Source organism: Nonomuraea sp. CA-141351 (assembly GCF_050944675.1).
Taxonomy (GTDB): Bacteria; Actinomycetota; Actinomycetes; order Streptosporangiales; family Streptosporangiaceae; genus Nonomuraea.
In genome coordinates this window covers 4,477,977-4,500,380 of record NZ_CP191982.1, presented here as the reverse complement: position 1 = coordinate 4,500,380, position 22,404 = coordinate 4,477,977, and the positions used below count along the sequence as shown (strand labels likewise).

General features: G+C 70.3%; 22 protein-coding genes and 1 pseudogene. 11 read left to right on the top strand and 12 right to left on the bottom strand.

What is annotated here, in order from left to right:
- The first annotated feature begins 176 nt into the window (after nucleotides 1-176).
- Nucleotides 177-944, top strand: a complete 768-nt coding sequence (locus ACQPWU_RS21300) for an SAM-dependent methyltransferase (protein ID WP_433442612.1) — start codon at nucleotides 177-179, stop codon at nucleotides 942-944.
- Nucleotides 945-974: 30 nt separating this feature from the next.
- On the opposite strand, the gene ACQPWU_RS21295 is transcribed toward ACQPWU_RS21300, so the two are convergent.
- On the bottom strand, nucleotides 975-1,340 hold the full coding sequence (locus ACQPWU_RS21295; RefSeq protein WP_360710168.1) for a thioredoxin family protein: 366 nt from the start codon (nucleotides 1,338-1,340) through the stop codon (nucleotides 975-977).
- A 397-nt stretch (nucleotides 1,341-1,737) separates the two neighbouring features.
- On the opposite strand from ACQPWU_RS21295, the gene ACQPWU_RS21290 reads away from it, so the two are divergent.
- Nucleotides 1,738-3,102, top strand: coding sequence for a pentapeptide repeat-containing protein (locus tag ACQPWU_RS21290; protein ID WP_433442610.1), 1,365 nt, complete (start codon nucleotides 1,738-1,740; stop codon nucleotides 3,100-3,102).
- Here the strand turns inward: ACQPWU_RS21290 and ACQPWU_RS21285 are convergent.
- From ACQPWU_RS21285 to ACQPWU_RS21275, 3 genes are read right to left on the bottom strand one after another with little or no spacing between them, the layout of a single operon-like run.
- Entirely contained in the window at nucleotides 3,099-3,548 is a 450-nt protein-coding gene (locus tag ACQPWU_RS21285) for an SRPBCC family protein (RefSeq protein WP_433442608.1), read from the bottom strand. The genes ACQPWU_RS21290 and ACQPWU_RS21285 overlap by 4 nt on opposite strands.
- Nucleotides 3,526-3,870, bottom strand: a complete 345-nt coding sequence (locus ACQPWU_RS21280) for an ArsR/SmtB family transcription factor (RefSeq protein WP_433442606.1) — start codon at nucleotides 3,868-3,870, stop codon at nucleotides 3,526-3,528. Before ACQPWU_RS21280 ends, ACQPWU_RS21285 begins: the two co-directional genes overlap by 23 nt.
- Nucleotides 3,867-4,220, bottom strand: a complete 354-nt coding sequence (locus ACQPWU_RS21275) for a VOC family protein (protein WP_433442604.1) — start codon at nucleotides 4,218-4,220, stop codon at nucleotides 3,867-3,869. The genes ACQPWU_RS21280 and ACQPWU_RS21275 overlap by 4 nt, the downstream gene beginning before the upstream one ends.
- Nucleotides 4,221-4,326: 106 nt before the next feature.
- Between ACQPWU_RS21275 and ACQPWU_RS21270 the strand changes: the two genes are divergently transcribed.
- A complete protein-coding gene (locus ACQPWU_RS21270; protein WP_433442602.1) occupies nucleotides 4,327-4,995 on the top strand; it encodes a permease prefix domain 1-containing protein in 669 nt (222 codons plus the stop codon).
- On the opposite strand, the gene ACQPWU_RS21265 is transcribed toward ACQPWU_RS21270, so the two are convergent.
- Nucleotides 4,967-5,323, bottom strand: a complete 357-nt coding sequence (locus ACQPWU_RS21265) for a PadR family transcriptional regulator (protein WP_433442600.1) — start codon at nucleotides 5,321-5,323, stop codon at nucleotides 4,967-4,969. The two genes, ACQPWU_RS21270 and ACQPWU_RS21265, sit on opposite strands and share 29 nt — an antisense overlap.
- Before the next feature lie 213 nt (nucleotides 5,324-5,536).
- Here ACQPWU_RS21265 and ACQPWU_RS21260 point away from each other — a divergent pair, with 213 nt between their 5' ends.
- From ACQPWU_RS21260 to ACQPWU_RS21225, 8 genes and pseudogenes are all read left to right on the top strand, one after another.
- Nucleotides 5,537-6,706 (top strand): cytochrome ubiquinol oxidase subunit I, encoded by a 1,170-nt coding sequence (locus ACQPWU_RS21260; protein WP_433442598.1) that lies wholly within the window; start codon nucleotides 5,537-5,539, stop codon nucleotides 6,704-6,706.
- A gap of 11 nt (nucleotides 6,707-6,717) precedes the next feature.
- Entirely contained in the window at nucleotides 6,718-7,482 is a 765-nt protein-coding gene (locus ACQPWU_RS21255; protein ID WP_433442596.1) for a cytochrome d ubiquinol oxidase subunit II, read from the top strand.
- A 6-nt stretch (nucleotides 7,483-7,488) separates the two neighbouring features.
- Nucleotides 7,489-9,204, top strand: a pseudogene (gene cydD / locus ACQPWU_RS21250) (thiol reductant ABC exporter subunit CydD); the annotation flags it as partial.
- Nucleotides 9,205-9,707: 503 nt separating this feature from the next.
- Nucleotides 9,708-11,429, top strand: coding sequence for a thiol reductant ABC exporter subunit CydC (cydC, locus tag ACQPWU_RS21245; protein ID WP_433442594.1), 1,722 nt, complete (start codon nucleotides 9,708-9,710; stop codon nucleotides 11,427-11,429).
- 83 nt (nucleotides 11,430-11,512) lie between these two features.
- Nucleotides 11,513-12,136 (top strand): hypothetical protein, encoded by a 624-nt coding sequence (locus ACQPWU_RS21240; RefSeq protein WP_433442592.1) that lies wholly within the window; start codon nucleotides 11,513-11,515, stop codon nucleotides 12,134-12,136.
- Nucleotides 12,133-12,456 carry a transcriptional regulator gene (locus ACQPWU_RS21235; RefSeq protein WP_433442590.1) on the top strand — a complete coding sequence of 108 codons (324 nt, stop codon included), beginning with the start codon at nucleotides 12,133-12,135 and terminating at the stop codon, nucleotides 12,454-12,456. Before ACQPWU_RS21240 ends, ACQPWU_RS21235 begins: the two co-directional genes overlap by 4 nt.
- Nucleotides 12,453-13,334: an ABC transporter ATP-binding protein gene (locus tag ACQPWU_RS21230; RefSeq protein WP_433442588.1), complete on the top strand. Its 882-nt coding sequence runs from the start codon at nucleotides 12,453-12,455 to the stop codon at nucleotides 13,332-13,334. Before ACQPWU_RS21235 ends, ACQPWU_RS21230 begins: the two co-directional genes overlap by 4 nt.
- Nucleotides 13,327-14,067, top strand: a complete 741-nt coding sequence (locus ACQPWU_RS21225; protein ID WP_433442586.1) for an ABC transporter permease — start codon at nucleotides 13,327-13,329, stop codon at nucleotides 14,065-14,067. The genes ACQPWU_RS21230 and ACQPWU_RS21225 overlap by 8 nt, the downstream gene beginning before the upstream one ends.
- Before the next feature lie 82 nt (nucleotides 14,068-14,149).
- Here the strand turns inward: ACQPWU_RS21225 and ACQPWU_RS21220 are convergent, their stop codons facing one another.
- From ACQPWU_RS21220 to ACQPWU_RS21190, 7 genes are all read right to left on the bottom strand, one after another.
- A complete protein-coding gene (locus ACQPWU_RS21220; RefSeq protein WP_360702941.1) occupies nucleotides 14,150-15,388 on the bottom strand; it encodes a S1C family serine protease in 1,239 nt (412 codons plus the stop codon).
- Nucleotides 15,389-15,542: 154 nt separating this feature from the next.
- The gene (locus ACQPWU_RS21215; RefSeq protein WP_433442584.1) at nucleotides 15,543-17,078 is read right to left on the bottom strand and encodes an AMP-binding protein; all 1,536 of its coding nucleotides are present in this window, start codon (nucleotides 17,076-17,078) and stop codon (nucleotides 15,543-15,545) included.
- A gap of 192 nt (nucleotides 17,079-17,270) precedes the next feature.
- Nucleotides 17,271-18,092 carry a MetQ/NlpA family ABC transporter substrate-binding protein gene (locus ACQPWU_RS21210; RefSeq protein ID WP_433442582.1) on the bottom strand — a complete coding sequence of 274 codons (822 nt, stop codon included), beginning with the start codon at nucleotides 18,090-18,092 and terminating at the stop codon, nucleotides 17,271-17,273.
- A gap of 9 nt (nucleotides 18,093-18,101) precedes the next feature.
- Entirely contained in the window at nucleotides 18,102-18,758 is a 657-nt protein-coding gene (locus ACQPWU_RS21205) for a methionine ABC transporter permease (RefSeq protein ID WP_360702949.1), read from the bottom strand.
- A gap of 64 nt (nucleotides 18,759-18,822) precedes the next feature.
- Nucleotides 18,823-19,779 carry a methionine ABC transporter ATP-binding protein gene (locus tag ACQPWU_RS21200; RefSeq protein ID WP_433442580.1) on the bottom strand — a complete coding sequence of 319 codons (957 nt, stop codon included), beginning with the start codon at nucleotides 19,777-19,779 and terminating at the stop codon, nucleotides 18,823-18,825.
- Nucleotides 19,780-20,038: 259 nt separating this feature from the next.
- Nucleotides 20,039-21,349 (bottom strand): alpha-amylase family protein, encoded by a 1,311-nt coding sequence (locus ACQPWU_RS21195; protein ID WP_433442578.1) that lies wholly within the window; start codon nucleotides 21,347-21,349, stop codon nucleotides 20,039-20,041.
- On the bottom strand, nucleotides 21,333-22,379 hold the full coding sequence (locus ACQPWU_RS21190; RefSeq protein ID WP_433442576.1) for an FUSC family protein: 1,047 nt from the start codon (nucleotides 22,377-22,379) through the stop codon (nucleotides 21,333-21,335). Before ACQPWU_RS21190 ends, ACQPWU_RS21195 begins: the two co-directional genes overlap by 17 nt.
- Nucleotides 22,380-22,404: the final 25 nt, after the last annotated feature.

The window sequence follows — 22,404 nt, the reverse complement described above, 5'->3', positions numbered from 1 at the left end:
GCCCGTGTCCGCCCGAGCGCGCCGCGGCGGGACGGAGCGGAACGGCCCCGATACGAACCGCTGAGGCAGGGGTGATGTACGTCTCATCGGGGCGGGAAGAAGAACCGATTTCAGGGGAAATGTGGCGCTCCGCGGATATGATCGCCCGCAAAGAGGCCGAAATTTCGGGAGAAAACGTGGACAGTGCCCCCGAGGGGGTGGACCCCAACCTCCCCAACGTCGCGCGTATGTACGACTATTACCTCGACGGCAAGGACAATTTCGCGGCCGACCGGGCAGCCGCCGAACAGATCCTGCAGACGTTCCCCAACACCAAGGAGGGCGCCCGCGCGAACAGGGCGTTCCTGCGCCGCGCCGTGCGGCACGTGGTCGAGTCGGGCGTGCAGCAGATCGTGGACCTCGGCGCGGGGCTGCCGACCCAGGGGAACACGCACGAGATCGCCCCGAAGGCACGCGTCGTCTACGTGGACAACGACCCCGTGGTCTGCGTGCACGGCAGGGCGCTGCTGGCCAGGACCGACGACGTGGACTTCCTGCAGGCCGACGTGCGCGAGGCGGACGCGCTGCTGGACAAGCTGGGCGGTCTGGTGGACTTCGACCAGCCGGTGGCGTTCCTGACGCTGGCCATCCTGCACTTCATCCCGGACGACATCGCGTACGACCTGATGGAGAAGGTGCGTGCGGTGAGCGCGCCGGGCAGCCGGCTGGTGATCAGCCACGCCATCGACAACACCCCGGACACCACCCCGCAGGCCATCGAGATCTACCGCAAGGCCACGGCCGCGCTGAGCCTCAGGACCCGCGAGGGGATCCTGCGCTTCTTCGACGGCTACGAGCTGGAGGAGCCCGGGCTGACGTACCCGAACGGCTGGCGTCCCGACGACCCGGACGCCCCGGGCAACGGGATCACGTTCGGGTACGTGGGAGTCGGCCGCAAGCCCTGAGCCGGAAGCCCTGAGCCCCTCCCACGAGGCTCAGTTCTGCTTCAGTTCCTCGGCGAGCTCGGCCCTGATGGCGTCCATGTCCAGCGCCCGCACCTGCCGGATCAGGTCCTCGAGTGCGGGTGCCGGGATGGCACCGGCCTGGGCGAAGACCACGATGCCGTCGCGGATGGCCATGAGTGTGGGGATCGACGTGATGTCGAAGCCCTGAGCAAGCCCCTGCTCGGCATCGGTGTCGATCTTGCCGAACGTGATGTCCTCATGCTTGCCTGAAGCCTGCTCGAAGATCGGGCCGAACTTCTTGCACGGCGGGCACCACTCTGCCCAGAAGTCGAGCAGGACGATCCCCTTGTCGGCGATGTCGTTGAAGTTCTTCTCGGTCACTTCGATGGTCGCCACAAGTGGCTCCTCGTTCGTCGCTGAAAATTATCCATCGGTATGAACCTCTACCCTCTCCCCCGCATTCCACTGTCCACGTCAGCGCGGACTCCGCCACCTGGCGAGGATGCTCGGAGAGGACGTTCCATGTGCCGAAGCGCAGCAGCATACGCGTCCGGGATCGATCAACGTGCGCCATTGCACGCCCACCTTCTCCCAGAGGTTCGGTCCGACGTCGTCCAGGATCACGACGCTATCGGAAGATCCACTCGGTTCGGCGTGTGTTGTGACGTTCGTCACTCTGCTCCGACCAGGAAGGCGAGGAGGAGCTATATGGACCGCATATTTCCGCATAAAAGTGGATAGAACATAAAAACATCGAACCTTGACACCGGCATCCCGCGGGTATGACCAGTGCATGGACTGGGTCACCTGCGCGTATTCGGCTGCCTGCACCGGAATCGCCGGCCTGCCGACCGGCTTCTGCCTCGCACACCTCACGCCCGACCAACTGTCCGAGGCCCTGGACGAGATGGCCCCCGGCCGCCTGCTCGACCTGCGGGGCACGACCGTCAACGGTGAGCTGCTGTCCAGAGTCCTCGAGGCCACCGGCGGCAGGCCAGGCAGGGCCCGGCTCGATCGGGTCAGGTTCACCGGCGACGTCCGGCTCGCGGGCGTGACGTTCGCGGGCGACGTGTCGCTCGACGGGGCCAGGTTCGAACGGCTGGCCTCGTTCTTCGGCGCCCGTTTCGAAGGCAACGTGTCGCTGCCGGGCGCCAGGTTCACCCGCGAGCTGTCCTTCCACGGCGTCACCGTCCGCGGGCACGTCTCGCTCGACCGGGCCGTGATGTCCCGTGACGCGCTGTTCAGCCAGGCCGTCTTCGGTCACGGGCTGTCGTGCGAGCGGGCCAGGTTCGACGGGTACGCCACCTTCGACGGCGCCAGGCTGGGCGACGGGGCCACGTTCAGGGGGGCGCGCTTCGGCCGTACCGTGTCCTTTCGCAAGGTCAGCGGGCACGCCGGGTTCGAGGGCGCGCACTTCGCCGCCGACGCGTACCTCTCGGCCACCGGAAGGTTGTCGGTGGCCAGGGCCCGCGCCGACGGGCTGCTGGACGTGGCGGTGTCGCGGTGCGGCGTGGACCTGCGCGGCGTCGAGGTGGCGGGCTCGACGACGCTGCGGCTGACCGACTCGCAGGCCGACCTCGAAGGGGCGCTGCTGCGCGGCCCCGCCACCGTGACCGGCCGAGGGAGGTCCATGCTGACGTCGCTGCGGCTGGTGGAGGCGGGCAGCCTGGCGCTGTTCGGGCTGGACCTGTCGGCGTGCAAGTTCGCGGGCCTGACCCATCCCTCGGGGGTGCGGGTCAAGGACTGCACGTTCGCGCTCACGCCGCGCGGGGTGCGGGTGAGCCTGCGCTGGCCGATGCTGCGCTGGTTCTCCCGCCGCCGGGCGCTGGCCGACGAGCACACCATGCGCGGCTGGGCGACGCAGGGGGACCCCGGTGCCACGCCCGACGGGCTGGCGGCGCTCTACGCCGGGCTGCGGCCCAGCGACCGGGCCACCTCGACCGACTTCGCGTTCGCGGCCATGGAGATGCGCCGCCAGGCCGGTCACCGCTGGTGGCTGTCCGTCTCCTGGCTCATGTGCGGGTACGGCCTGCGGATGGGACGGGCGGCGGGCTGGTTCGCGGCGCTGCTGGCGCTCACCGCGGCCGCCGTGCTGTGGGGATCGGCCTCACACGCCGACCGCCAGGCCGAGCCGCCCCGCCCCGCGGCGCACCCCTAGAGCTCGTCCACGATGGCGGCGATGGCGCCGAAGTGCTGCGAGCGCCAGCCGCCGTCCATGATCCGGCGGGAGAACTGCTGCATCTCGTCGTCGGGATCGAAGCCCTCGTGGTCGAGGAACAGCCTGGTGCCCTTGCCCTCGGGCTCCAGCCGCCAGGTCACCGTCCAGTCGGCCCGCTTGCGATCGGTCCAGCTGATCTTCAGCAGCTTCTCCGGCTCCAGCTCCAGCACCTCGCAGTAGACGACCCCGTCGAACTCCACGTTGGGCCTGGGCGTCGTGGTGAACGTGAACCGGTGTCCCACCTCGGGCTTGAAGTCGTTGGGCATGAGCCAGCGGGCGACCAGCTCGGGCTCGGTGAGCGCCCGCCAAACCTTGGCGGGCGGGTGCGCGATGAACTGGTCGATCCTGATCGCGCGCAGGTCTTCAGCCGTCTTGTCGTGGGGCATGGTCGTCCTCTTCCATCTCGTCGAGCAGGGTCGTGAGGTCGGCGAGCTTCTCCCGCCAGAACCGTTCGTACGGAGTGAGCCAGTCGCGGATCTCCATGAGCGGCGTCGCCTCCAGCCGGTAGTGCCGTTCCCGCCCTTTGCGGGTCTCGGCGACCAGCCCCGCGTCCCTGAGCACCTTGAGATGCTCCGACACGCTGGGCCTGCTCATGTCGAACCGCTCGGCCAGCCGGCCCGCGGGCTGCGCGCCCTCGTCGAGCAGCAGGCGCAGCAACTCCCGCCGGGCCGGGCTGGCCAGCGCGGCGAACACGTGGTCGGCGGTCATACCTGGCTGACCACGAACCCGTTGCCGAACGGATCGTGGAACAGCAGCTGCCGGCCCCACGGCTCGTCGCTCGGCCCTTCGAAGGCGATGTCGTGCTCGCGCAGGCGCGCGGCCAGCGCGTCGAGGTCGGGCGCGGCCACCACCAGGCCGCCGATCGGCGCCATGCCGGGGAACCAGGAGGCCAGCAGCAGCGTGGTCTCGGCGCCCTTGGGAGCGACGGTGAGCCAGCGGCCCATCGGGAAGGGGTTGTCGGTGCGCACCTCAAAGCCGAGCACGCCGGCGTAGAAGGCCAGCGCCCGCTCCTGGTCGGCGACGGGTACGGTGACGGTGAGGATCTGGGATATCGGCATGTCGGACACTATACGTAGGTTTTTTCCTACGCATCAACCCGTCCGTCGAAGATATCGGGGATTTCCCCTATGGGACCCCGAGATCGCTCTCCGTAGACTTGGTCTCATGCGTATCGACGACTACGTGGCAGAGCTCGACCGCGCCCTGGCCGGCCCCCACGGGCCGAAGCACGATCTGGTCGTCGAGGCGCGCGACAGCCTGACCGACACCGCCGAAGCGCTGGAAGCGGAGGGGCTGGACCGGGCGGAGGCCGAGCGGGTCGCGGTGGCGGAGTTCGGGGAGGTCGGCGAGGTCGCCCCCGGCTACCAGGCCGAGCTGACCGCCATGGCGGGGCGCCGTCTGGGCTTCCTGCTCTTCATCAGCGTGCCGCTCACCGCCCTGATGTGGTCGGTGATCTGGCGCATCTATCCCGGCGATGAGGCGCTCTGGCGACACGCGCCCGTCTGGTACAGGCCGGTCTCGCGGCTGCTCGACGTGCTCCAGCTCTGCGTCGGGCTTTACGGCGGGCTCGCGCTGTTCGCCCTGAGCCGGGGCGCCCGATGGATCCACCGGCCGCGGCTGGTGACCAGGTCTCTGGGCGTGCTCGTCTGGGCCATGCTGCCGGTCACCGGGGCGCTGAGCGTGGCGCTGACCTTGGGCGCGAAGGGGGCGAGCCATCTGGACGTCCTGCCCTCCCTGCTCGCCAACGTGGTGACGTCCGCCTTCTGGGGCCTGCAGATCTACGGCGCCACGCGCTGCCTGCGCGTCAGCCGTTCGCCGCTCGCACGGCGCTGACCTCGGCGGCTTCGGCGCGCAGCACGCTGCCGATCACGGTGGCGAACTCCTGCCATGCCGAGCGCTCTCCTTCGAGCTGCTTCCTGCCCGAGTCGGTCAGCCGGTAGGTGCGGCGCTTGCGCCCGCCCACCGTCGCCCACTCGCTGGACAGGTAGCCGATGCGCTCCAGCCTGCGCAGTGCCGGATAGACGGTGCCGGTGGGCACGCTCAGGGCGCCCCCACTGCGTTCCAGCAGCGCCTCGATGATGGCGTAGCCGTGCAGCGGCTCACGCTCCAGCACGGAGAGCAGGAGCGCGTCCATGTGCCCGCGCAGCGCGTCCGGATTCATGACTTCGATCCTAGAACCCGCGCCCCGGAGGCGTCGCGCTCCGCCCATCGAGCGCACGCCCCAAGGACGCCACCCCACCGCGACGGCACGACTCCGCCGACCGTGACCGGGGCCCGCCCGGCCCTTCCCGAGGTATGGAGGGGTGCGCTCATATAGACAGTCTACATGTAGGCTGTCTATATGTAGATAGGCATAACAACCCACGGAGTCGTGATGGATGTACTCGAACTGGCACGTACACAGTTCGCGGTGACAGGCAGCCTGCACTTCCTGTTCGTCGTGCTCACGCTGGGCCTGGCGCCACTCGTGGCGCTCATGAACACGCGCTGGGCGATCTCCCGCAAACCGCTGCACGAGGCGATGACCCGCTTCTGGGGGCAGGTCTACGTCGTCAACTACGCGCTGGGCATCGTGACCGGACTGGTGATGGAGTTCCAGTTCGGCCTGTCGTGGAGCGGCCTTTCCCACTACGCGGGCGACGTGTTCGGCGCGCCGCTGGCCATGGAGACGCTGGTGGCCTTCTTCCTGGAGTCCACCTTCCTGGGCCTGTGGATCTTCGGCTGGGGGCGGCTGCCCAGGTGGCTGCACCTGGCGTGCATCTGGCTCGTGACGCTGACGGCGTACGCGAGCGCGTTCTTCATCATGGTCGCCAACTCTTTCCTGCAGAACCCGGTCGGCTCCGTCGCCCGCGGCGACCGCCTGGAGCTGGTGGACTTCGGCGCCCTGCTCACGAACAAGGCGCTGATCTTCTCCTTCCCGCACGTCCTCGGGGCGGGCCTGTTCACGGGGGCCATGGTGCTGGTGGGCGCGAGCGCGTACCAGCTGCGGCGCCGCACCGAGCACGTGGAGTTCTTCACCAGGTCGCTGCGGACCGGCGTACTCGCCGCGGCCCTCGGGATCTTCCTCACGATCGGGTTCGGGTACGCGCAGTTCGCCGGGGTCCAGGAGGGGAAGTTCAGCGGCAACACGGGTGCGGCGGTCCCGCTCGGGTTCATGATCGAGATCGGGCAGTTGCTCGCTCTGGTCGTGCTGTTCGTGATGCTGCCGATGATCGGCGTGCTGCATCGGTTGCGGTGGACGCACCCGCTGCTCATGGCGATGACGCCGCTGCCGTTCATCCTGGCGATCTTGGGGTGGCTGGCGCGGGAGGTGGGGCGTCAGCCATGGATGATCTGGGAGAAGCTCACCGTGGCCGACGCCATGTCTCCCGGGCTGACCTCGGGCATGATCACGGGCTCGCTCGCAGGGTTCGCCGGCGTGCTGGGGCTGCTGGCGGTCGTCGACTACGTGCTCATCGCCAGGATCGTCCGGCGCGGGCCGCGCGACCTCGCGCTGGGCGCCGTTCCCGCCGGTGACTCCCGCTCCCCCGCACTGAGCTACTGAGGAGTGCTGATATGGAAGTGATCTGGTTCGTCCTCTTCGCGCTCCTGCTGGCCGGATATTTCGCCCTTGAGGGGTTCAACCTGGGGGTGGGGCTGCTGCTGCCTGTGCTGGGCAGGACGCGTGAGGGCCGCGATCGGATGGTGGCCGCGATCGCGCCGTACGTGCTGGCCAACGAGGTGTGGCTGGTGGCGGTCGCCGGTGCGCTGTTCGGGGTCTATCCGCTGCTCGAGGGTGAGGTGCTGTTCGAGCTGTACCCGCTGGTGGTGGCCATGCTGCTGAGCTGGGTGATACGTGACGCGGGGCTGTGGTTCAGGCGCCGGCTGGACGGGGTCAGATGGCGCGGGTTCTGGGACGCGATGATCGCGTTCGGGTCTCTCGGGCTGTCGTTCGGGTGGGGCATGGCGATCTACGCGGCGGCCACGGGGTTCCAGGCCCCGGCCGTGCATCCGGTGGGGGTGATGCTGGGAGCGGTCGTGACGCTGCTGTTCGCCTTCCACGGGTGGACGTTCCTGGCGTGGCGGGCGCCCGGGACCTTCGGGGCGTCACGGTCGGGGCTTGCCCTGGCGGTGTCGGGGTTCGTGGCGGCGGTCCCGGCGCTGGGGGTGCTCGTGGGCGCGATGCCGTACCTGCTGGACCACAGCGCGCCCCCGGCTACGTTGAATGTGCTCAGTGTCATGGTGCTGCCGTGCGCGCCCATCGTGCTGGGCGCGCAAATATGGGTATGGCGCACTTTCCGCCCAGGGAAGGACGCTTTCCGGCTCCCGTCGTTCTTCTGAGGGCTCGTGCATAAGGATCTCCTGCGGCTCATGCGGGCCGAGCGGTCGGTTCGCCGCCATCTGACCGTGACCATGGTCGCGGCGGTGCTGGCGGGGCTGCTCGTTCTGGTGCAGGCCGAACTGCTGGCCGGGGTGCTGTCCGGCAGGTTCACCGCCGTCGCCCTGGCCGGGCTGGCGGCGGTGGTGGGCGTACGGGCGCTGCTCGCCTGGACGCAGGGCGTCTTCGCGGGGCGCACCGCGACCGGCGTGAAGTCGGCGCTGCGCCACCGGCTGCTGGGCCGCCTGCGGGACCTCGGGCCCGGGCGGCTCACCGCTCACCGCTCGGGCGAACTGGTCACGCTCGCGGGGCGCGGCCTGGACGGGCTCGACGCGTACCTCACCGGCTACCTGCCGTCCATCGCGGTCGCCGGGGTGGTGCCGCTCGCGGTGCTGGTACGGCTCTTCGCCGCCGACCTGGGCAGCGCGGTCATCGTCCTGGTCACGCTGCCCCTGATCCCGATCTTCGGCGCGCTGGTGGGCATGACCACCAAGGCCGTCACCGAGCGCCAGTTCCTGGCCCTGTCGCGGCTCGGCGGTCACTTCCTGGACGTGGTGCGCGGACTGCCCACCCTGCGGGCCTTCGGGCGTGCCCGGTACCAGGCGGGTGTCATCCAGCAGGTCGCGGACGCGCACCGGAGCGCGACGATGCGGACCTTGCGGGTGGCGTTCCTGTCGTCGCTGGTGCTGGAGCTGTGCGCGTCGCTCTCGCTGGCGCTCGTGGCGGTGCCGATCGGGCTGCGGCTGCTGAGCGGGTCGCTGGATCTGACGACGGCGCTGCTGGTGCTGCTGCTGGCGCCGGAGGCGTACCTGCCGCTGCGGGCGATGGGGACGCGCTTCCACGCCTCGATGGAGGGGGTGGCGGCCGCCGACGCGGCCTTCGCCGTACTGGACGAATCCGGCACCGATCCGGTACGGCGGCCGGCCCCGGCATCGCCGGGCGGGGCGCCCTTGGCCGGGGCACCATCGGTTGGCGCACCATCGGTTGGGGCGCCGGAGATTCGGTTGGAGAACGTGACCGTACGCTACCCCGGCCGCGACGACGCCGCGCTGGAGAACGTCTCCCTCACCATCGGCCCGCGTGAACGGGTGGCGCTGGTCGGCGAGAGCGGCGGGGGCAAGAGCACCCTGCTCCATCTCGTCCTCGGCTTCATCCACCCGTCGGAGGGCCGGGTCCTCGTCGACGGGACGGACCTGCGCGAGCTGGACCTGGGGAGCTGGCGGGCGCGGCTGGCGTTCGTGGCTCAGCGGCCGCACCTGTTCGCCACGTCGGTGGCCGGCAACATCCGGCTCGGGGCACCCTCGGCCACCCTGGACGAGGTCCGCGCGGCGGCCGCCGCCGCGCACGCGGACTTCGTGGACGGACTGCCGCAGGGGTTCGACACGGTGGTGGGCGAGCGCGGGGCCAACCTCTCGGCCGGTCAGCGGCAGCGGATCGCGCTCGCGCGGGCCTTCTGCCGTCCCCAGGCGTCGGTGCTGCTGCTCGACGAGCCCACCGCCCGCCTGGACGGCCGCAGCGAGGCGGCCGTGGTGGCCGCCACCGCGGACCTGGCCCAGGACCGTACGGCCGTCATCGTCGCCCACCGGCCCGCAATGATCGAGCTCGCCGACCGCGTCATCCGCATCCACGAGGGCCGCGTCGTCTCCGACACCACCCGCCGCACTTCCCGCCTCGGTGGGAGCCCTGCGGGAACCGGTGAGCCGACGGCGCGAAGCGGGGGTGTGTCGGCGCCGAGCGGGGACATCGTGGCGGGAGGGGCAGCCACCACGTCGGCAGGCGCCACCACCGAGCGTGACGCCGGTGCACCGAGCGACACCACCTCGAAGGGTGACGGCACCGCAAAGGGCGCCGCCACGGCAGGTGCGACGGCAGATGGCGACCCCGCCGCAAAGGGCAACGCGATCGGGAAGAGCGACCCGGCTGGGAGCGACCCGACCGCGCAGAGCAACGCGACCGCACAGGACGACCCAGCCGCGCCGGACGACGCGACCGCGCAGAGCGACCCGGCCGCACAGGACCACCCTGCCGCGCAGAGCGGCCCTGCCGCGCAGAGCGGCCCGGCAGCGCAGGCCGATATGGCGGTGGAAGGCGGTGGCCTTTCCGTGAGAGGTGCGCCGGAGGCGGCCCCGCATCATCGCCCACCGCGTGATCAGGTGGCAGCGGTGCGGCCAGGCGAAGGGAGCCGACAGTGAACCGGCGCATGGGAGTGCGGCTGGTCTGGGCCGTGCTGGCCGGGTCGGCGGCCGATCTGGCCGGGCTCGGGCTCATCGCCGCCGCCGCGTGGCTGATCACCCGGGCGGCGCAGCAGCCGTCGCTCGCCGCCCTGAGCGTGGCGATCGTGGCGACCAGGGCGTTCGCCACCAGCAAGGGCGTCTTCCGCTACGCCGAACGCCTCACCGGCCACGACGTCGCACTCCGCGCCCAGGCAGGCACCCGGGAACGCCTCTTCCAGGCCCTCATCCCGCCCCAGCAGCCGAGGCACGGCGGCGCCGACCTGCTCAGCCGCATGGTCGATGACACCGACGCCGTACAGGACCTGCTCGTGCGCTGCCTGCTCCCCGCCGCCGCGGCCGCGGCGGCGGGACTGGCGGCCGTGGTCATCGGGCTGACCATCCTGCCGGTGACGGCGCTGGTGCTGGTGGCCGGGCTCGTGCTGGCCGGGGTGGTGCTGCCCGCCGGTACGGCCGCCGCCGCCCGCCGCTGGTCGGCCAGGATCGCCCCGGCCAGGGCGGCCCTGGCGGGCCGGGTGGCGGACCTGGTGCACGGCTCCGCCGACCTGGCCGCCTACGGAGCCGACGACGAGGCGCTGGCCCGGGCGCTGTCCGCCGACGAGTCCCTGGCCGCGCTCGAACGCCGCCAGGCCCGTGTCCACGCTGCCGCCCTCGCCGGGGGCACGCTGGTGCAGGGGCTGACCGTGGCGGCAGTCGTACTGCTCGCCCAGGGCGCGGGCGCCGGTTGGGTCGCGACGGCCGTGCTGGCGCTGACCGCCCTGGTGTCGTTCGAGCCGGTGCTGCCGCTGGCCGCGGCGGGCGAGCGCCTGGCGGGCATCACGGCCGCGCTCCGGCGCCTCCGCGAGGTCCGCTCCGCCACCCCGGCCGTCACGGAACCCTCGGCGCCCGCGCCCCTGCCCGCGTCCCCGCTGACCATCGAGATCGACAGCCTGGTGGTCCGCCACCCCGCCGCCGCCTCGCCGGATGGAAAGTCACCGCGCGCCAAGGCGCCCCTCAGGCACCCTGCGCTGGACGGGGTGTCGTTGACGCTCACCCCCGGCAAGCGGGTCGCGATCGTAGGTCCCAGCGGAGCGGGGAAGAGCACGTTGCTGGCCGCCCTGATGCGGCTGGTCGAGCCCGAATCCGGTCATATCCGCGTCAACGGCGTCGACGTTCGCGACCTCGCCGGCGACGACGTACGGACGCTCATGACCGGCCTCACCCAGGACCCGTACATCTTCCGCGCCACCCTCCGCGACAACCTGCGCCTCGCGGGCCCCGAGGCCGGCGAGGAGACGCTCGAGCAGGCCGTACGGGACGCCAGGCTCGACGGCTGGGTCGAGCGGACCGGATGGGACGCGGAGCTGGGCGAGGACGGCAAGACCGTGTCCGGCGGGCAGTTGCAGCGGCTGGCCCTGGCCAGGGCGTTGCTGTACGACCCGCCCGTGCTGCTGCTCGACGAGCCCGCCGAGGCGCTCGACGAGGAGACGGCCGACCGGCTGATGAGCGACCTGCTCGACGTCACCAGGGACCGCACCACGCTCCTCGTCACGCACCGGCTCAGAGGGCTGGAGAACGTGGACGAGGTGGTCGTGCTCGACGAGGGCCGGGTCGTCCAGAGAGGGCGGCATGACGAGCTCGTCGCTGTGCCCGGCTACTACCGCGACCTGTGGGAGTCCGAGGTCCTGACCCGGCGCTGAGTCCCTGCCTGAGGAGAGGGATTGAGTTGGCGCGGCAATCTGGTTTAAAGTACAAACCAGTTTGAGGGAGCGAGAGGTTTGCGATGGCGAGCGACGACGATCACTTGGCGAGTCCCGAGGAGATGCTGCGCACCATCGAGGAGCAGCGCGCCGCCACCGCGCGATGGCTGTACGGCGACCCGCTCCTGCTCTACGTCCCCTGGGGCGTCGCCTGGCTGCTCGGCTTCACCGCGCTTTTCCTGCACTACGGCCTCGACGGCCACCCGTACGCGCCGATCTCCCAGACGCAGGCGCTGGCGGTGCTGATGAGCGCGCAGCTCGTGGCCGGGGCGGTGGCCGCGTTCGGGATCGTGCGGATGAACAGAGGAGTCCGCGGCGACCACACGGCCAGGGGCACGATGTACGGGTACGCGTGGTTTGCCGGGATGCTGCTCGTGTGGGTCATCTGCGGCAGGCTCAGCTCCCTCCTGCCTCCCGATGAGAGCGGCCTCGCCTGGGGAGGCGCGTCGCTCATGATCGTCGCGGTCATGAACATGGCCGGGGGCGCGATCTGGCTCTACTGGCCGATGTTCTTCATCGGCGTCTGGGTCGCCGCCGTCGACGCCCTGGGCGTGCTGCTCGGCGTCGGCTGGCACGCGCTGCTGACGGCCGTGCTGCTGGGAGGCGGCTTCATCGTCGCCGGCCTGTGGCTGAGGCGCCGCCAGTGAGCGCGGACCAGGCGCCGCCCGAGCTCGACCCGGTGATCCACGCGCAGGCCCGGCTCCGGGTGGTCGCCGCGCTGAACATGCTCGGCGAGGGCGACGAGATGGCGTTCCCGGCGCTGAAGGACCTGCTCGGCATGACCGCGGGCAACCTGTCGGTGCACCTCAGCAAGCTGGAGGACGCCGGGTACGTCCGGATCACCAAAACGCACAAGGGCCGCACACCCGTCACGTACGTGGCGCTCACCAAACGCGGACGGCTGGCCTTCGAGGATTACACCAAGGCGATTCGCGCCTTGCTCGGCAACGCAGGAGGAATGTCATGACCGTCCTCGCCAGGGCGATCGAGGTCAGCCGCAGCTACGGCGACGTGCTCGCGCTCGATCGGCTCTCACTCGACATCAGGGCGGGCGAACTGGTCGGGCTCCTCGGCCCGAACGGCGCGGGCAAGTCCACCCTGATCAACCTCTTCGTGGGGCTGCGCCGCCCGACGTCCGGCACGGTCGAGCTGCTCGGCGGCTCCCCGCAGGACCCGGCGAGGCGACGCGGCATCGGCGTGACCCCGCAGGAGACCGGGCTGCCGGAGTCGTTACGCGTCGGCGAGATCGTCGACTTCGTATCCGCGCATTTCCCGAAAAAGGCGGAGAAAGAGGAGCTGCTGGCGCGCTTCGGCCTCGGCGACCTGGTCAAGCGGCAGGTCGGCGGCCTGTCCGGCGGGCAGAAGCGGCGGCTGGCCGTGGCACTGGCGTTCGCGGGCGACCCGAAGCTGGTCTTCCTGGACGAGCCCACGACCGGCCTGGACGTCGAGGCCAGGCGCTCGCTGTGGGACGGCGTCAGGGCCTTCCACGAGGCAGGCGGCACCGTCCTGCTGACCAGCCACTACCTGGAGGAGATCGAGGCCCTGGCCGAGCGGGTCGTGGTGGTGGGCCACGGCCGCGTGCTGGCCGACGACACCGTGCGGGCCGTACGCGACATCGTGGGCGTGCGGCGCGTCTCGCTCGTCGCCGCCGGCCTGCCCGAGCTGCCCGGAGTGATCGGCTCCGAACGCGAGGACGGCCGCATCCATCTGATGACCACCGACCCCGACCGGCTGGTCGTCGAGCTGGTGCGGAGCGGCACGCCGTTCTCCGGGCTCGAGATCAGGCCGACCACCCTGGAGGAGGCCTTCCTCGCCATCACCTCGAAGGAGTCCGCGCATGCCTAGTCTGGTCCTCGCGCACACCCGCTACCTCATGCTGGAGCAGATCAGGGTGCCCATCAGCATCCTGGCCAGCGCGTTCTTCCCGGCCGTGTCGATGCTGGCGTTCGTGGTGCCGTTCACGGGCCACGATCCCCAGGCGGCCACGACGGCGACGGCGTCGCTGATGTTCTTCGGCGCGATGTCCGGCGCGCTGATCGGGCTCGCCATCAGCGTCGCCCAGGACCGCGAGCAGCCCTGGAACCCGTACCTGCGCACGCTCCCCGCGGGCCCGTTCCCCCGCTTCGCCGGGCGGATCCTCACCACGGTGGCCGTCATGCTGATCTCGGTGATCCCCGTGCTACTGCTGGCGGCGTTCTTCACGGACGCCACGATCACGCCGCCGCGGCTGCTGCTCGGGCTGGTCGCGCTGGTCGCGGGCGGGATCCCGTTCATGCTGCTGGGCCTGCTGATCGGCTTCCTGCTGAGCTCGAAGGGCGCGATCGCGGTGTCGCAGATCCTGTTCTTCCCGCTGGCGGTGATCGGGGGGCTGCTGTTGCCGCCCTCGGTGTTGCCCGGCTTCATCGAGGTCATCTCCCCGTACACGCCGGCCAGGGGTGCGGCCGAGCTGCTCTGGGCGGCGACCGCGGGCCGCAGCCCCGACGTGGTCGCCCTCGTCATGCTGGCCGTGTGGACCGTCGTCGTGGCGCTCGCGGCCGGCTGGGCCTACCGGCGCGACGAGGGCCGGCGCTTCTCCTGAATGAAGCTTCTCCCAGAAATGGGGGGTGTGCCGCCGAGTCCGCAGCGATCTCGACGGCACACCCGTCCGGGAGGGGGTCCTGTTATTTCTTCTCTTCGAGGGTCACGGTGACTTCGTTGGTCTTGCCGTCCCTCATGTATGTGATCTTGACCTGTTGACCCGGTTTGAAACCTCTGACCTGCCCAACTACAGTATCGCCGCCGTCAACCGCCTTGTCACCGATCTTGGTGATCAGATCGCCCTGCTGCAGTCCCGCCTTCGCCGCCGGGCTTCCGTCGGTGACCTGCCTGACCAGGGCGCCCGGCACGTCGCCCGTCGCGTCGGTGACGCTCACGCCCAGGAACGCGTGGCTGACCTTGCCGCTGTTGATGAGCTGCTCGGAGACCTGCTTGGCGGTGTTGACCGGGATGGCGAAGCCGACGCCGCCGCCCGCGGCATCCGAGGCGATGGCGGTGTTGATGCCGATCAGTTCGCCCGCGGCGTTCACCAGCGCGCCGCCGGAGTTGCCGGGGTTGATGGCGGCGTCGGTCTGGATGGCGCCGCCGATCGTGGTGGCCCCGCTCCCCTGGCTCTGCTGCTCCTGGCCCCAGCCCGGCGGGATCTGCTGTTGCTGCTCGCCGCCGACGGTGAGCGTGCGGTCGAGCGCGCTGACGATGCCGGCGGTGACGGATCCGTCCAGGCCGAGCGGGCTTCCGATGGCCAGTACGGGGTCACCGACCTTGACGATGTCGCTGTCGCCGAGCGTCGCCTTGGTCAGCCCCGACACGCCCTCCACCCTGATGACGGCGAGATCGGTGGCCGGGTCGGTGCCGACGACGCTGGCCTTGGCGGTCTTGCCGTCGTTGAACTTGACGGTCATCTGCCCGCTGCCGCCCTGGCTCGCACCCTCGACCACGTGGTTGTTGGTGAGGATGAGCCCGTCCTCCGACAGCACGACACCGGAGCCCTCACCGGTCTGTCCCTGGATCATCACGACGCTCGGCTGCACCTTGGCGGCCACCTGCGCGATGGTGAGCTGGTTGGAGGCCGACTTGAAGACCGGGCTCGGCGTGGCGCTGCTGGCGAGTTGCTCGGGCTGGAACGCGTTGGCGACGACGGCCCCCACGACGCCGCCGCCGATGGCCGTGGCCGCGAGAGCGAGGCCGGCGATGGCCCTGCGCCCCATGAAGGAGAAGCCGGGCTTCTTCGGCGGCGGGGGCGGAGGAAGCGGCTGTCCCAGGATCTGCGTGTCTCTGCGGGGGAAGCCCCCGGCGGCCGGCGGGGTGCTGCCGAACTGGCTCCACCCGCCGGTGCCCTGCTCGTGAGGCTCATTGGCGTTCATCTGTCATCTCCCTCGAGTCCCGATGACTCAAGGGTGCCAAGACTCGCGTAAGAGCTGGTTAAGCCGGTCCTTGGAGCTTTCTGAGAGGGTTGACAACTGCTTTATCGATCGAGGTGGGGGCCCAGGGCGCGAGTCGTACGAAATTCCGAAGGTTTTACCCGCGAACCGGCCAGTACTCGTCTCTGAGCAGGCGCTTGTAAAGCTTGCCCGTCGGATGGCGCGGGAGTTCCTCGCGGAAGTCCACCGACTTCGGGCACTTGTAGTGTGCCAGACGCTTCCGGCAGTACGCGATCAGCTCCGCCTCCAGCTCCGGGCCCGCCTCCGCCATGGACACCGGCTCGACCACGGCCTTGACCTGCTCGCCCATCTCCTCGTCCGGCACCCCGAACACCGCCACGTCGGCCACCTTCGGGTGCACCGACAGCACGTTCTCGGCCTCCTGCGGGTAGATGTTCACACCGCCAGAGATGATCATGTACGAGCGGCGGTCGGTGAGGTGGAGGAAGCCGTCGTCGTCCAGGCGGCCGATGTCGCCGAGCGTGGTCCAGCCCCTGCCCTGGGGGTCCTGCGCGGAGCGGGTCTTGTCCGGGTCGCCGTGGTATTCGAACCGGCCACCGTTCTCGAAGTAGATCGTGCCGTCCTCGCCCGGCGGCACGTCGTTGCCGTCCTCGTCGCAGACGTGCACGACGCCGAGCAGGGAGCGGCCGACCGTGCCCTTGTGCTGGAGCCAGTCCTGGGAGTTGACGTAGAGGAAGCCGTTGCCCTCGGTGCCCGCGTAGTACTCGTGGATGATCGGGCCCCACCAGTCGATCATCTGCTCCTTGACGGGGACGGGGCAGGGGGCGGCGGCATGGATCGCACACTGGAGCGATGAAAGATCATACTTTGTCCGGATTTCTTCCGGCTGTTTGAGCATCTTGATGAACATCGTCGGCACGAGCTGCGAGTGCGTCACCCCGTACCGCTCCACCAGCGCCAGGAACTGTTCGGGGTCGAAGCGCTCCATCACCACCACCGTGGCCCCGAGCCGCTGGAACGTCAGGCTGTAGCGCAACGGCGCGGCGTGGTAGAGCGGCGCGGGCGAGAGGTAGACGCTGTCCGCCGACGGCGCGAACAACGCCTGGATGAGATGGAGCAACGTGCCCGGCTCGGTGAGCGGGCCGTGCGCGGAGGGGATCTTGACGCCCTTCGGCCGTCCCGTGGTGCCCGACGAGTAGAGCATGTCCGTGCCCATGCATTCGTCGTCGACCGGGGTGGCCGGCTGCTTGGCGACCGCCTCTTCGTACGACTCGAAGCCCTCGGTCACGCCGTCCAGCATGAGCCGTACCTCGACGCCGGGCGTGGCGGCGGTGATCGAGCCGGCGACGCCGGCCAGGTCGGCGCTGGAGACGAACGCCCGGGCGCCGCAGTTGTTCACGATGTAGGCCAGCTCGTCGGTCTGCAGGCGGGAGCTGATCGGCGTGTAGTACAGGCCCGAGCGCAGCGCCGCCCACGCCACCGTCAGGAAGAGCGGGTGGTTGGGGAGCATGAAGGCGATGTGGTCGCCCGGGCGCAGCCCGGCCGCGCGGAACAGGTGGGCCAGGCGGTTCGACTCCTCGTCAAGCTCGCGATAGGTGATGATCCGTCCGGAGCCCGCCATGATCACAGCGGGCTTGTCTGGGGTGACTGCTGCGATGGCTCCCGGATACATGACCGAACACTATTCTGTTGCCCGCCGCCACGCCAGCACCGCCTGCCGCGAGCACGCCCGCGCGGACCGTGAACGCGCGAAGCCGCGGCCTCGGCATCGAGGTCGCGGCGTCGGGCGCTTGGCGCGTGCAGGCGCGGGGCGGACGTCCCGCCGGCCGTACCGGCAACCGGTCGTCCCCGCTCCGGTCCGGTGTCACTCCGCGGGGATGACCGAGCCCTCGTACTTCTGCTTGATAAAGTCCTTGACCTTCTGGTCCTGCAGGAGCTTGCCGAGGGTGACGATGTTGGCGTCCTTCTCGTGGCCGGCCTGGACGACCAGGCCGTTGACGTACGGGTTGCCCTCGGTCTTCTCCAGCACCAGCGCCTGCGAAGCGGGCTTGAGCCCGGCCTCGATGGCGTAGTTGCCGTTGATCACGGCGGCGTCGACGTCCTCGAGCGAGCGCGGCAGCTGAGCCGCCTCGAGCGGCTTGAACTGCAGCTTCTTCGGGTTCTCGACCACGTCGCGCTCGGTGGCGGCGGTGCCGACGCCGTCCTTGAGCTTGACCACGCCGTTGTCGGCGAGCAGCTTGAGCGCGCGGCCCAGGTTGGTGGCGTCGTTGGGGAGGGCCACGGTGGCGCCACTGGCCAGCGCGGACACGGAGGTGATCTTCTTGGAGTACAGGCCCAGCGGCTCGAGGTGGACCGGCGTGACGAAGCTCAGCTTGGTGCCCTTGGAGGCGTTGAAGTCGTCCAGGTACGGCTTGTGCTGGAAGAAGTTCGCATTCAGCTGGCCCTCGTCGAGCTGCACATTGGGCTGCACGTAGTCCGTGAACTCCACGATCTCAAGCTTGAGCCCGGCGGCCGGGGCAAGGTTCTGCTTGACGAAGTTGAGAATCTCCGCGTGCGGCACCGGGCTCGCGCCCACCTTCAGCACGGTGTCGGCAGACTCGGCCGTCTTCGTCGCCGGCTGCGACGTCCCGCATGCGGCGAGCGACAAGGCCAGCGCAACGGCACCCGCTATAAAACGAAATTTCATGGTTTTTCCTTATTTGTGGGATAGGCGCCGAGCGACCCAGTCGCCCAGGCTCTGCAGGAGTTGCACGATCACGAGGAGGAGGACGACGGTCACGATCATCAGCAGCGTCTCGAACCGCTGGTAGCCGTACCGGACGGCCAGGTCGCCGAGCCCGCCGCCGCCGAGCGTGCCGGCCATGGCGGAGTAGCCGATGAGCGCGACGACGGTCACGGTCAGGCCCGCGATCAGCCCGGGCAGCGCCTCGGGCAGCAGGACCTTACGCACGATGGTGGTACGGCTCGCGCCCATGGCCTGCGCCGCCTGCACCACGTCCGCGCCGACCTCCCTGAGCGCGGTCTCGACGAGCCGGGCGAAGAACGGCACCGCGCCGACGGTGAGCGGCACGACGAACGCGGCCGTCCCGATGGTCGTCCCGACGACGAGCCTGGTGAAGGGGATGATCGCGATCATCAGCACGATGAACGGCAGCGACCGTCCGACGTTGACCACGAATCCGAGCGCCGACTTGAACGCCGGGAGCGGCCGCAGCCCGTTCCGGTCGAACACCACCAGCGCCACGCCGAGCGGCAGCCCGAGCAGCGCGGTGAACAGCGTGGACCAGCCGACCATCTGCGCCGTCTCCAGCGTCGCCGGCCAGAGCAGCGGCAGCATCTCATCCCAGGTCATGAGCCCTCCTTCGCCGGTCTCATGACCAAGGTGCCGTGCCTGTTGATGACCTCGACAAGCCCGGTCATATGCCTTCCACCTCCACGATCAGGCCCGCGTCACGCAGATAAGCCAGCGCCGCGGCCGAGTCGGACCCGTCGAGCGCGACGCGCAGGCGGCCCACCGAGCCGCCGGCGAGGTCCTCGATCGAGCCGCCCAGGATGCTCAGGTCCACGTTGAACTTCCTGACCACTTCCGACACCACCGGCTGCCGGGGGTCGCCGGTGAACGTCAGCGTCACCGAGCCGGCCGGGGCGGGCTCGGGCAGCGGGAAGATCTCCCTGGTCAAGCGGGATGCGGGCGTCCTGATGAGGTCCGCGATGGCGCCGGACTCCTCGATGCGGCCGTGCGACATGATGGCGACCGAGTCGCAGACGCTCTTGACGACGTTCATCTCGTGGGTGATGAGCAGGATCGTCAGGCCCAGCTCGGCGTTGAGCCGCTTGAGCAGGGCGAGGATCGACTGGGTGGTGGCCGGGTCGAGCGCGGAGGTGGCCTCGTCCGACAGCAGCACGGCGGGGTTGCCCGCGAGTGCCCTGGCGATGCCGACTCGCTGCTTCTGGCCGCCGGAGAGCTGGTTCGGGCGGTCCTTGCCGCGGCCTTCCAGCCCGACCAGCTCCAGCAGCTCGGCGACCCGCCTGTCGCGTTCGGCCCTGGGCACGCCCATGATCTCCAGCGGGAAGGCGATGTTGCCCGCGACCGTGCGCGAGTTCAGCAGGGCGAAGTGCTGGTGGATCATGCCGATGCGCTGCCTGGCGCGGTTGAGCTCGGCGCTGCGCAGCGCGGTCAGGTTCTGCCCGGCGACGGTGACGGTGCCCGCGGTGGGGCGTTCGAGCAGGTTGACGCAGCGCAGGAGCGTGCTCTTGCCGGCGCCGCTCTGGCCGAGCACGCCGTAGATCTCGCCTTCGCGCACGTGCAGGTCGACGCCGTCCAGGGCGACGGTGTCCCCGTACTGCTTGCGCAGGCCTGAAGCCTGGATCACGGAATATCCCCACGACTGAGAGCGGCCCGGCGGTGGGCCGCGGAAACGTACATCACCGGAAGAGAGGCTGGTGTCAGCGTGTGCCGGGGTGGAAGGGCAGGTGACTCAGCCTGCGCAGCACGAAACCAGGTGCGATCATGGTGACCTTCGGAGAGGAACGGGCGGATTCTCTGCTCAGCTCGGCATTCGCCCCATACGACGACACGAGCCGTCCCTGTGGGCGCTCGTGTCGTTCGCGTATGCCTCGTTCACGCCGTGGTCAACGGATCTCCGCGCTCCCTCTATTCCCTATCTCTTTGGTGACCTGAGTCACGATGCGCCAGCTGTGGGCTGGTACGACGGCTGGATCCTCTCGGTCGCCCTGGAAGGCGGCTTGCGCATCGCCGATGAGGAAGCGGTGCGGGTGGTCGCCGAGGTTCAGCAGGGTGACGACCTCCACGCCGCCTTGCCCGGAGCCGCCGGGCGGGCGGCTGCGGAGCGCAACGGCCGTGTTGGTGAGGTGTTCGGCTGTGGTCCGGGCTCTGTGCAACCACGGATGACGCCTTCGGAAGCCGATGAGCCGCTGGTGAAGCCGGTACACCTCGGCTCCGTACGGCGCCAGCCCGCCGGGCTCCGCGGGGAACGCCGGCCTGATCGCGTCGTCGCCGCCCGCCCGTTCCTCCTTCAGCCCCTGGAACGCCTGCTCGTCCCCGTAATAGACGCTGGGCAGGCCCGCGACGGTGAAGAGCACGGCCAGCGCGTGCCCCAGGTGGCGAGGGTCGTCGAGCCGGGTTGCGAGCCGGGTGACGTCGTGGTTCCCGACGAACGTGAGCGGCACGAACGTGTCGAGCAGCTTGTCGTGGCGGTCGAGGGCCCAGGCGAGCTCGAAGAGGTTCCGGTCGTTGAGCGAGCTCCAGATGGCCTTCCACAGCTCGTACTGGGTGACCGAGTCGAGACCCGACTCCCTGACATATCCGGCGTAGTCGCCGTGGATCATCTCGCCGCCGAACCACGCCTCGGGATGCCGTACCCGAACCTCCGGCAGGACCTTCCTCCAGAACCAGGCCGGTACGGCGTAGGCGGCGTCGAGCCGCCACCCCGAGGCGCCGCGGCCGAGCCAGTGGTCGAGCACGCCGGCCACGTACTTCTGCACGGCGGGTTCGGCGTGGTCGAGCGCGACGAGCCCGTGGTGGCCCTCGAAGACCTCGTAGCCCTCGGGGCCCCGCCTGAACCACCGGTCGCCGGCTCGGAAGGAGCGGCCCACGTGGTTGAACACGCCGTCGAGGATGATGCGCAGCCCACGGTCGCGCGCCTTGGCGACGAGGGAGTCGAAGTCGTGGTCATCGCCGAGGCGCGGGTCGATCCTGAAGTGATCGATGGTGTCGTACCCGTGGGACTCGGCGGCGAAGATCGGACCGAGCTGGAGGCCCGAACAGCCCAGCTCGGCGACGTAGTCCAGCCACGACTCGAGGTGGCGCAGCCGGTGCCGCACGCCGTCGGGGGCGGGCGGCCCGGCCGCGGTGGCGGGGGCTCCGGTGAAGCCGAGCGGGTAGACGTGCCACCAGATCGCGTGGTCAGCCCAAGACGGCACGAACGCTCCCCTCCCGGCGTGCCGCCCAGGGCAGGTAACCGAGCCCCAGAGCCAGCACGCAGCCAATGACCGTGTCCGCCAGCCGGTACCCGATCGTCGCAGGTGCCACACGTCCGCCGCCCTCCATGAGGAGCAGGACGAGTGGCGTCATGACGGTCGCGTACACGGTGTAGTGGCGTTCCTTGAGCACCGGCCTGAGTGCGGCCAGCACGGCGACGAGCAGCACGAACAGCCACGACGGCGGCACCCACAGCAGCACGGCGGAACCGGCGATCACCCCGGCGGCGGTGCCGGCGGCCCGCTCGGCCGCCCGCCGCACCGCTCCGTCCAGTCGCCGCCTGACGACGATCACAACGGTGACGGCGATCCACGACGCGGCCGGCTGGGGCCACAGGAGCCCGGCGATCTCGGCGGCGGCGAGGCAGGTGATCAGGCGGATGGGGTACTGCCACCCGCGCACGCTTCCCAGCGTCCTCCACCAGCGGCGCAGCAGCGCTCGCCCCGTGGGAGCCGGTCGGGCGACGGCCGCGGACCCCGGATGACGTTCGCGGCCGTCGCGCCGAGGGCGTTTCGCGTGGACGCAGAGCGCGGTGACGAACAGGCTCCAGATCGCCCCTTCGGCGAACAGCACGGCGGCGGCGACCGGCTCGACGTGGTTCGCGACACCGGTGGCGATGACCATGAAAACGATGAAGCGAGTGCTGTGCTCCGCCATGGGACGGCTGATCCCGCCCACCACCGCGAGCAGGCCCGCGAACAGCACGACCGTCACAGCGGTGATCCACCCTCGCCCCGCGACGCCGGCCCCGGCGAGCCCCGCCACAGCCGTGCCCGCCACCACGGCGGCTCCCTGAACCAGGGCCAGGCGCGCAGGTCCCGGGGAGACTCTTCCCAGGGAGACGCCGCTCACGGCGAGGGCTCCGATGGCCGCCAGGGCGCCGAGCGCAGGCCACCCCGAGGCGACCCCCCACGCGAGCGGCCCGCCGAGCTCCAGCGCGGCGGCCGCCATGCGTCGCACCTCGATCCGCACGCAGCACCTCCCGGCGTGCCAGCAT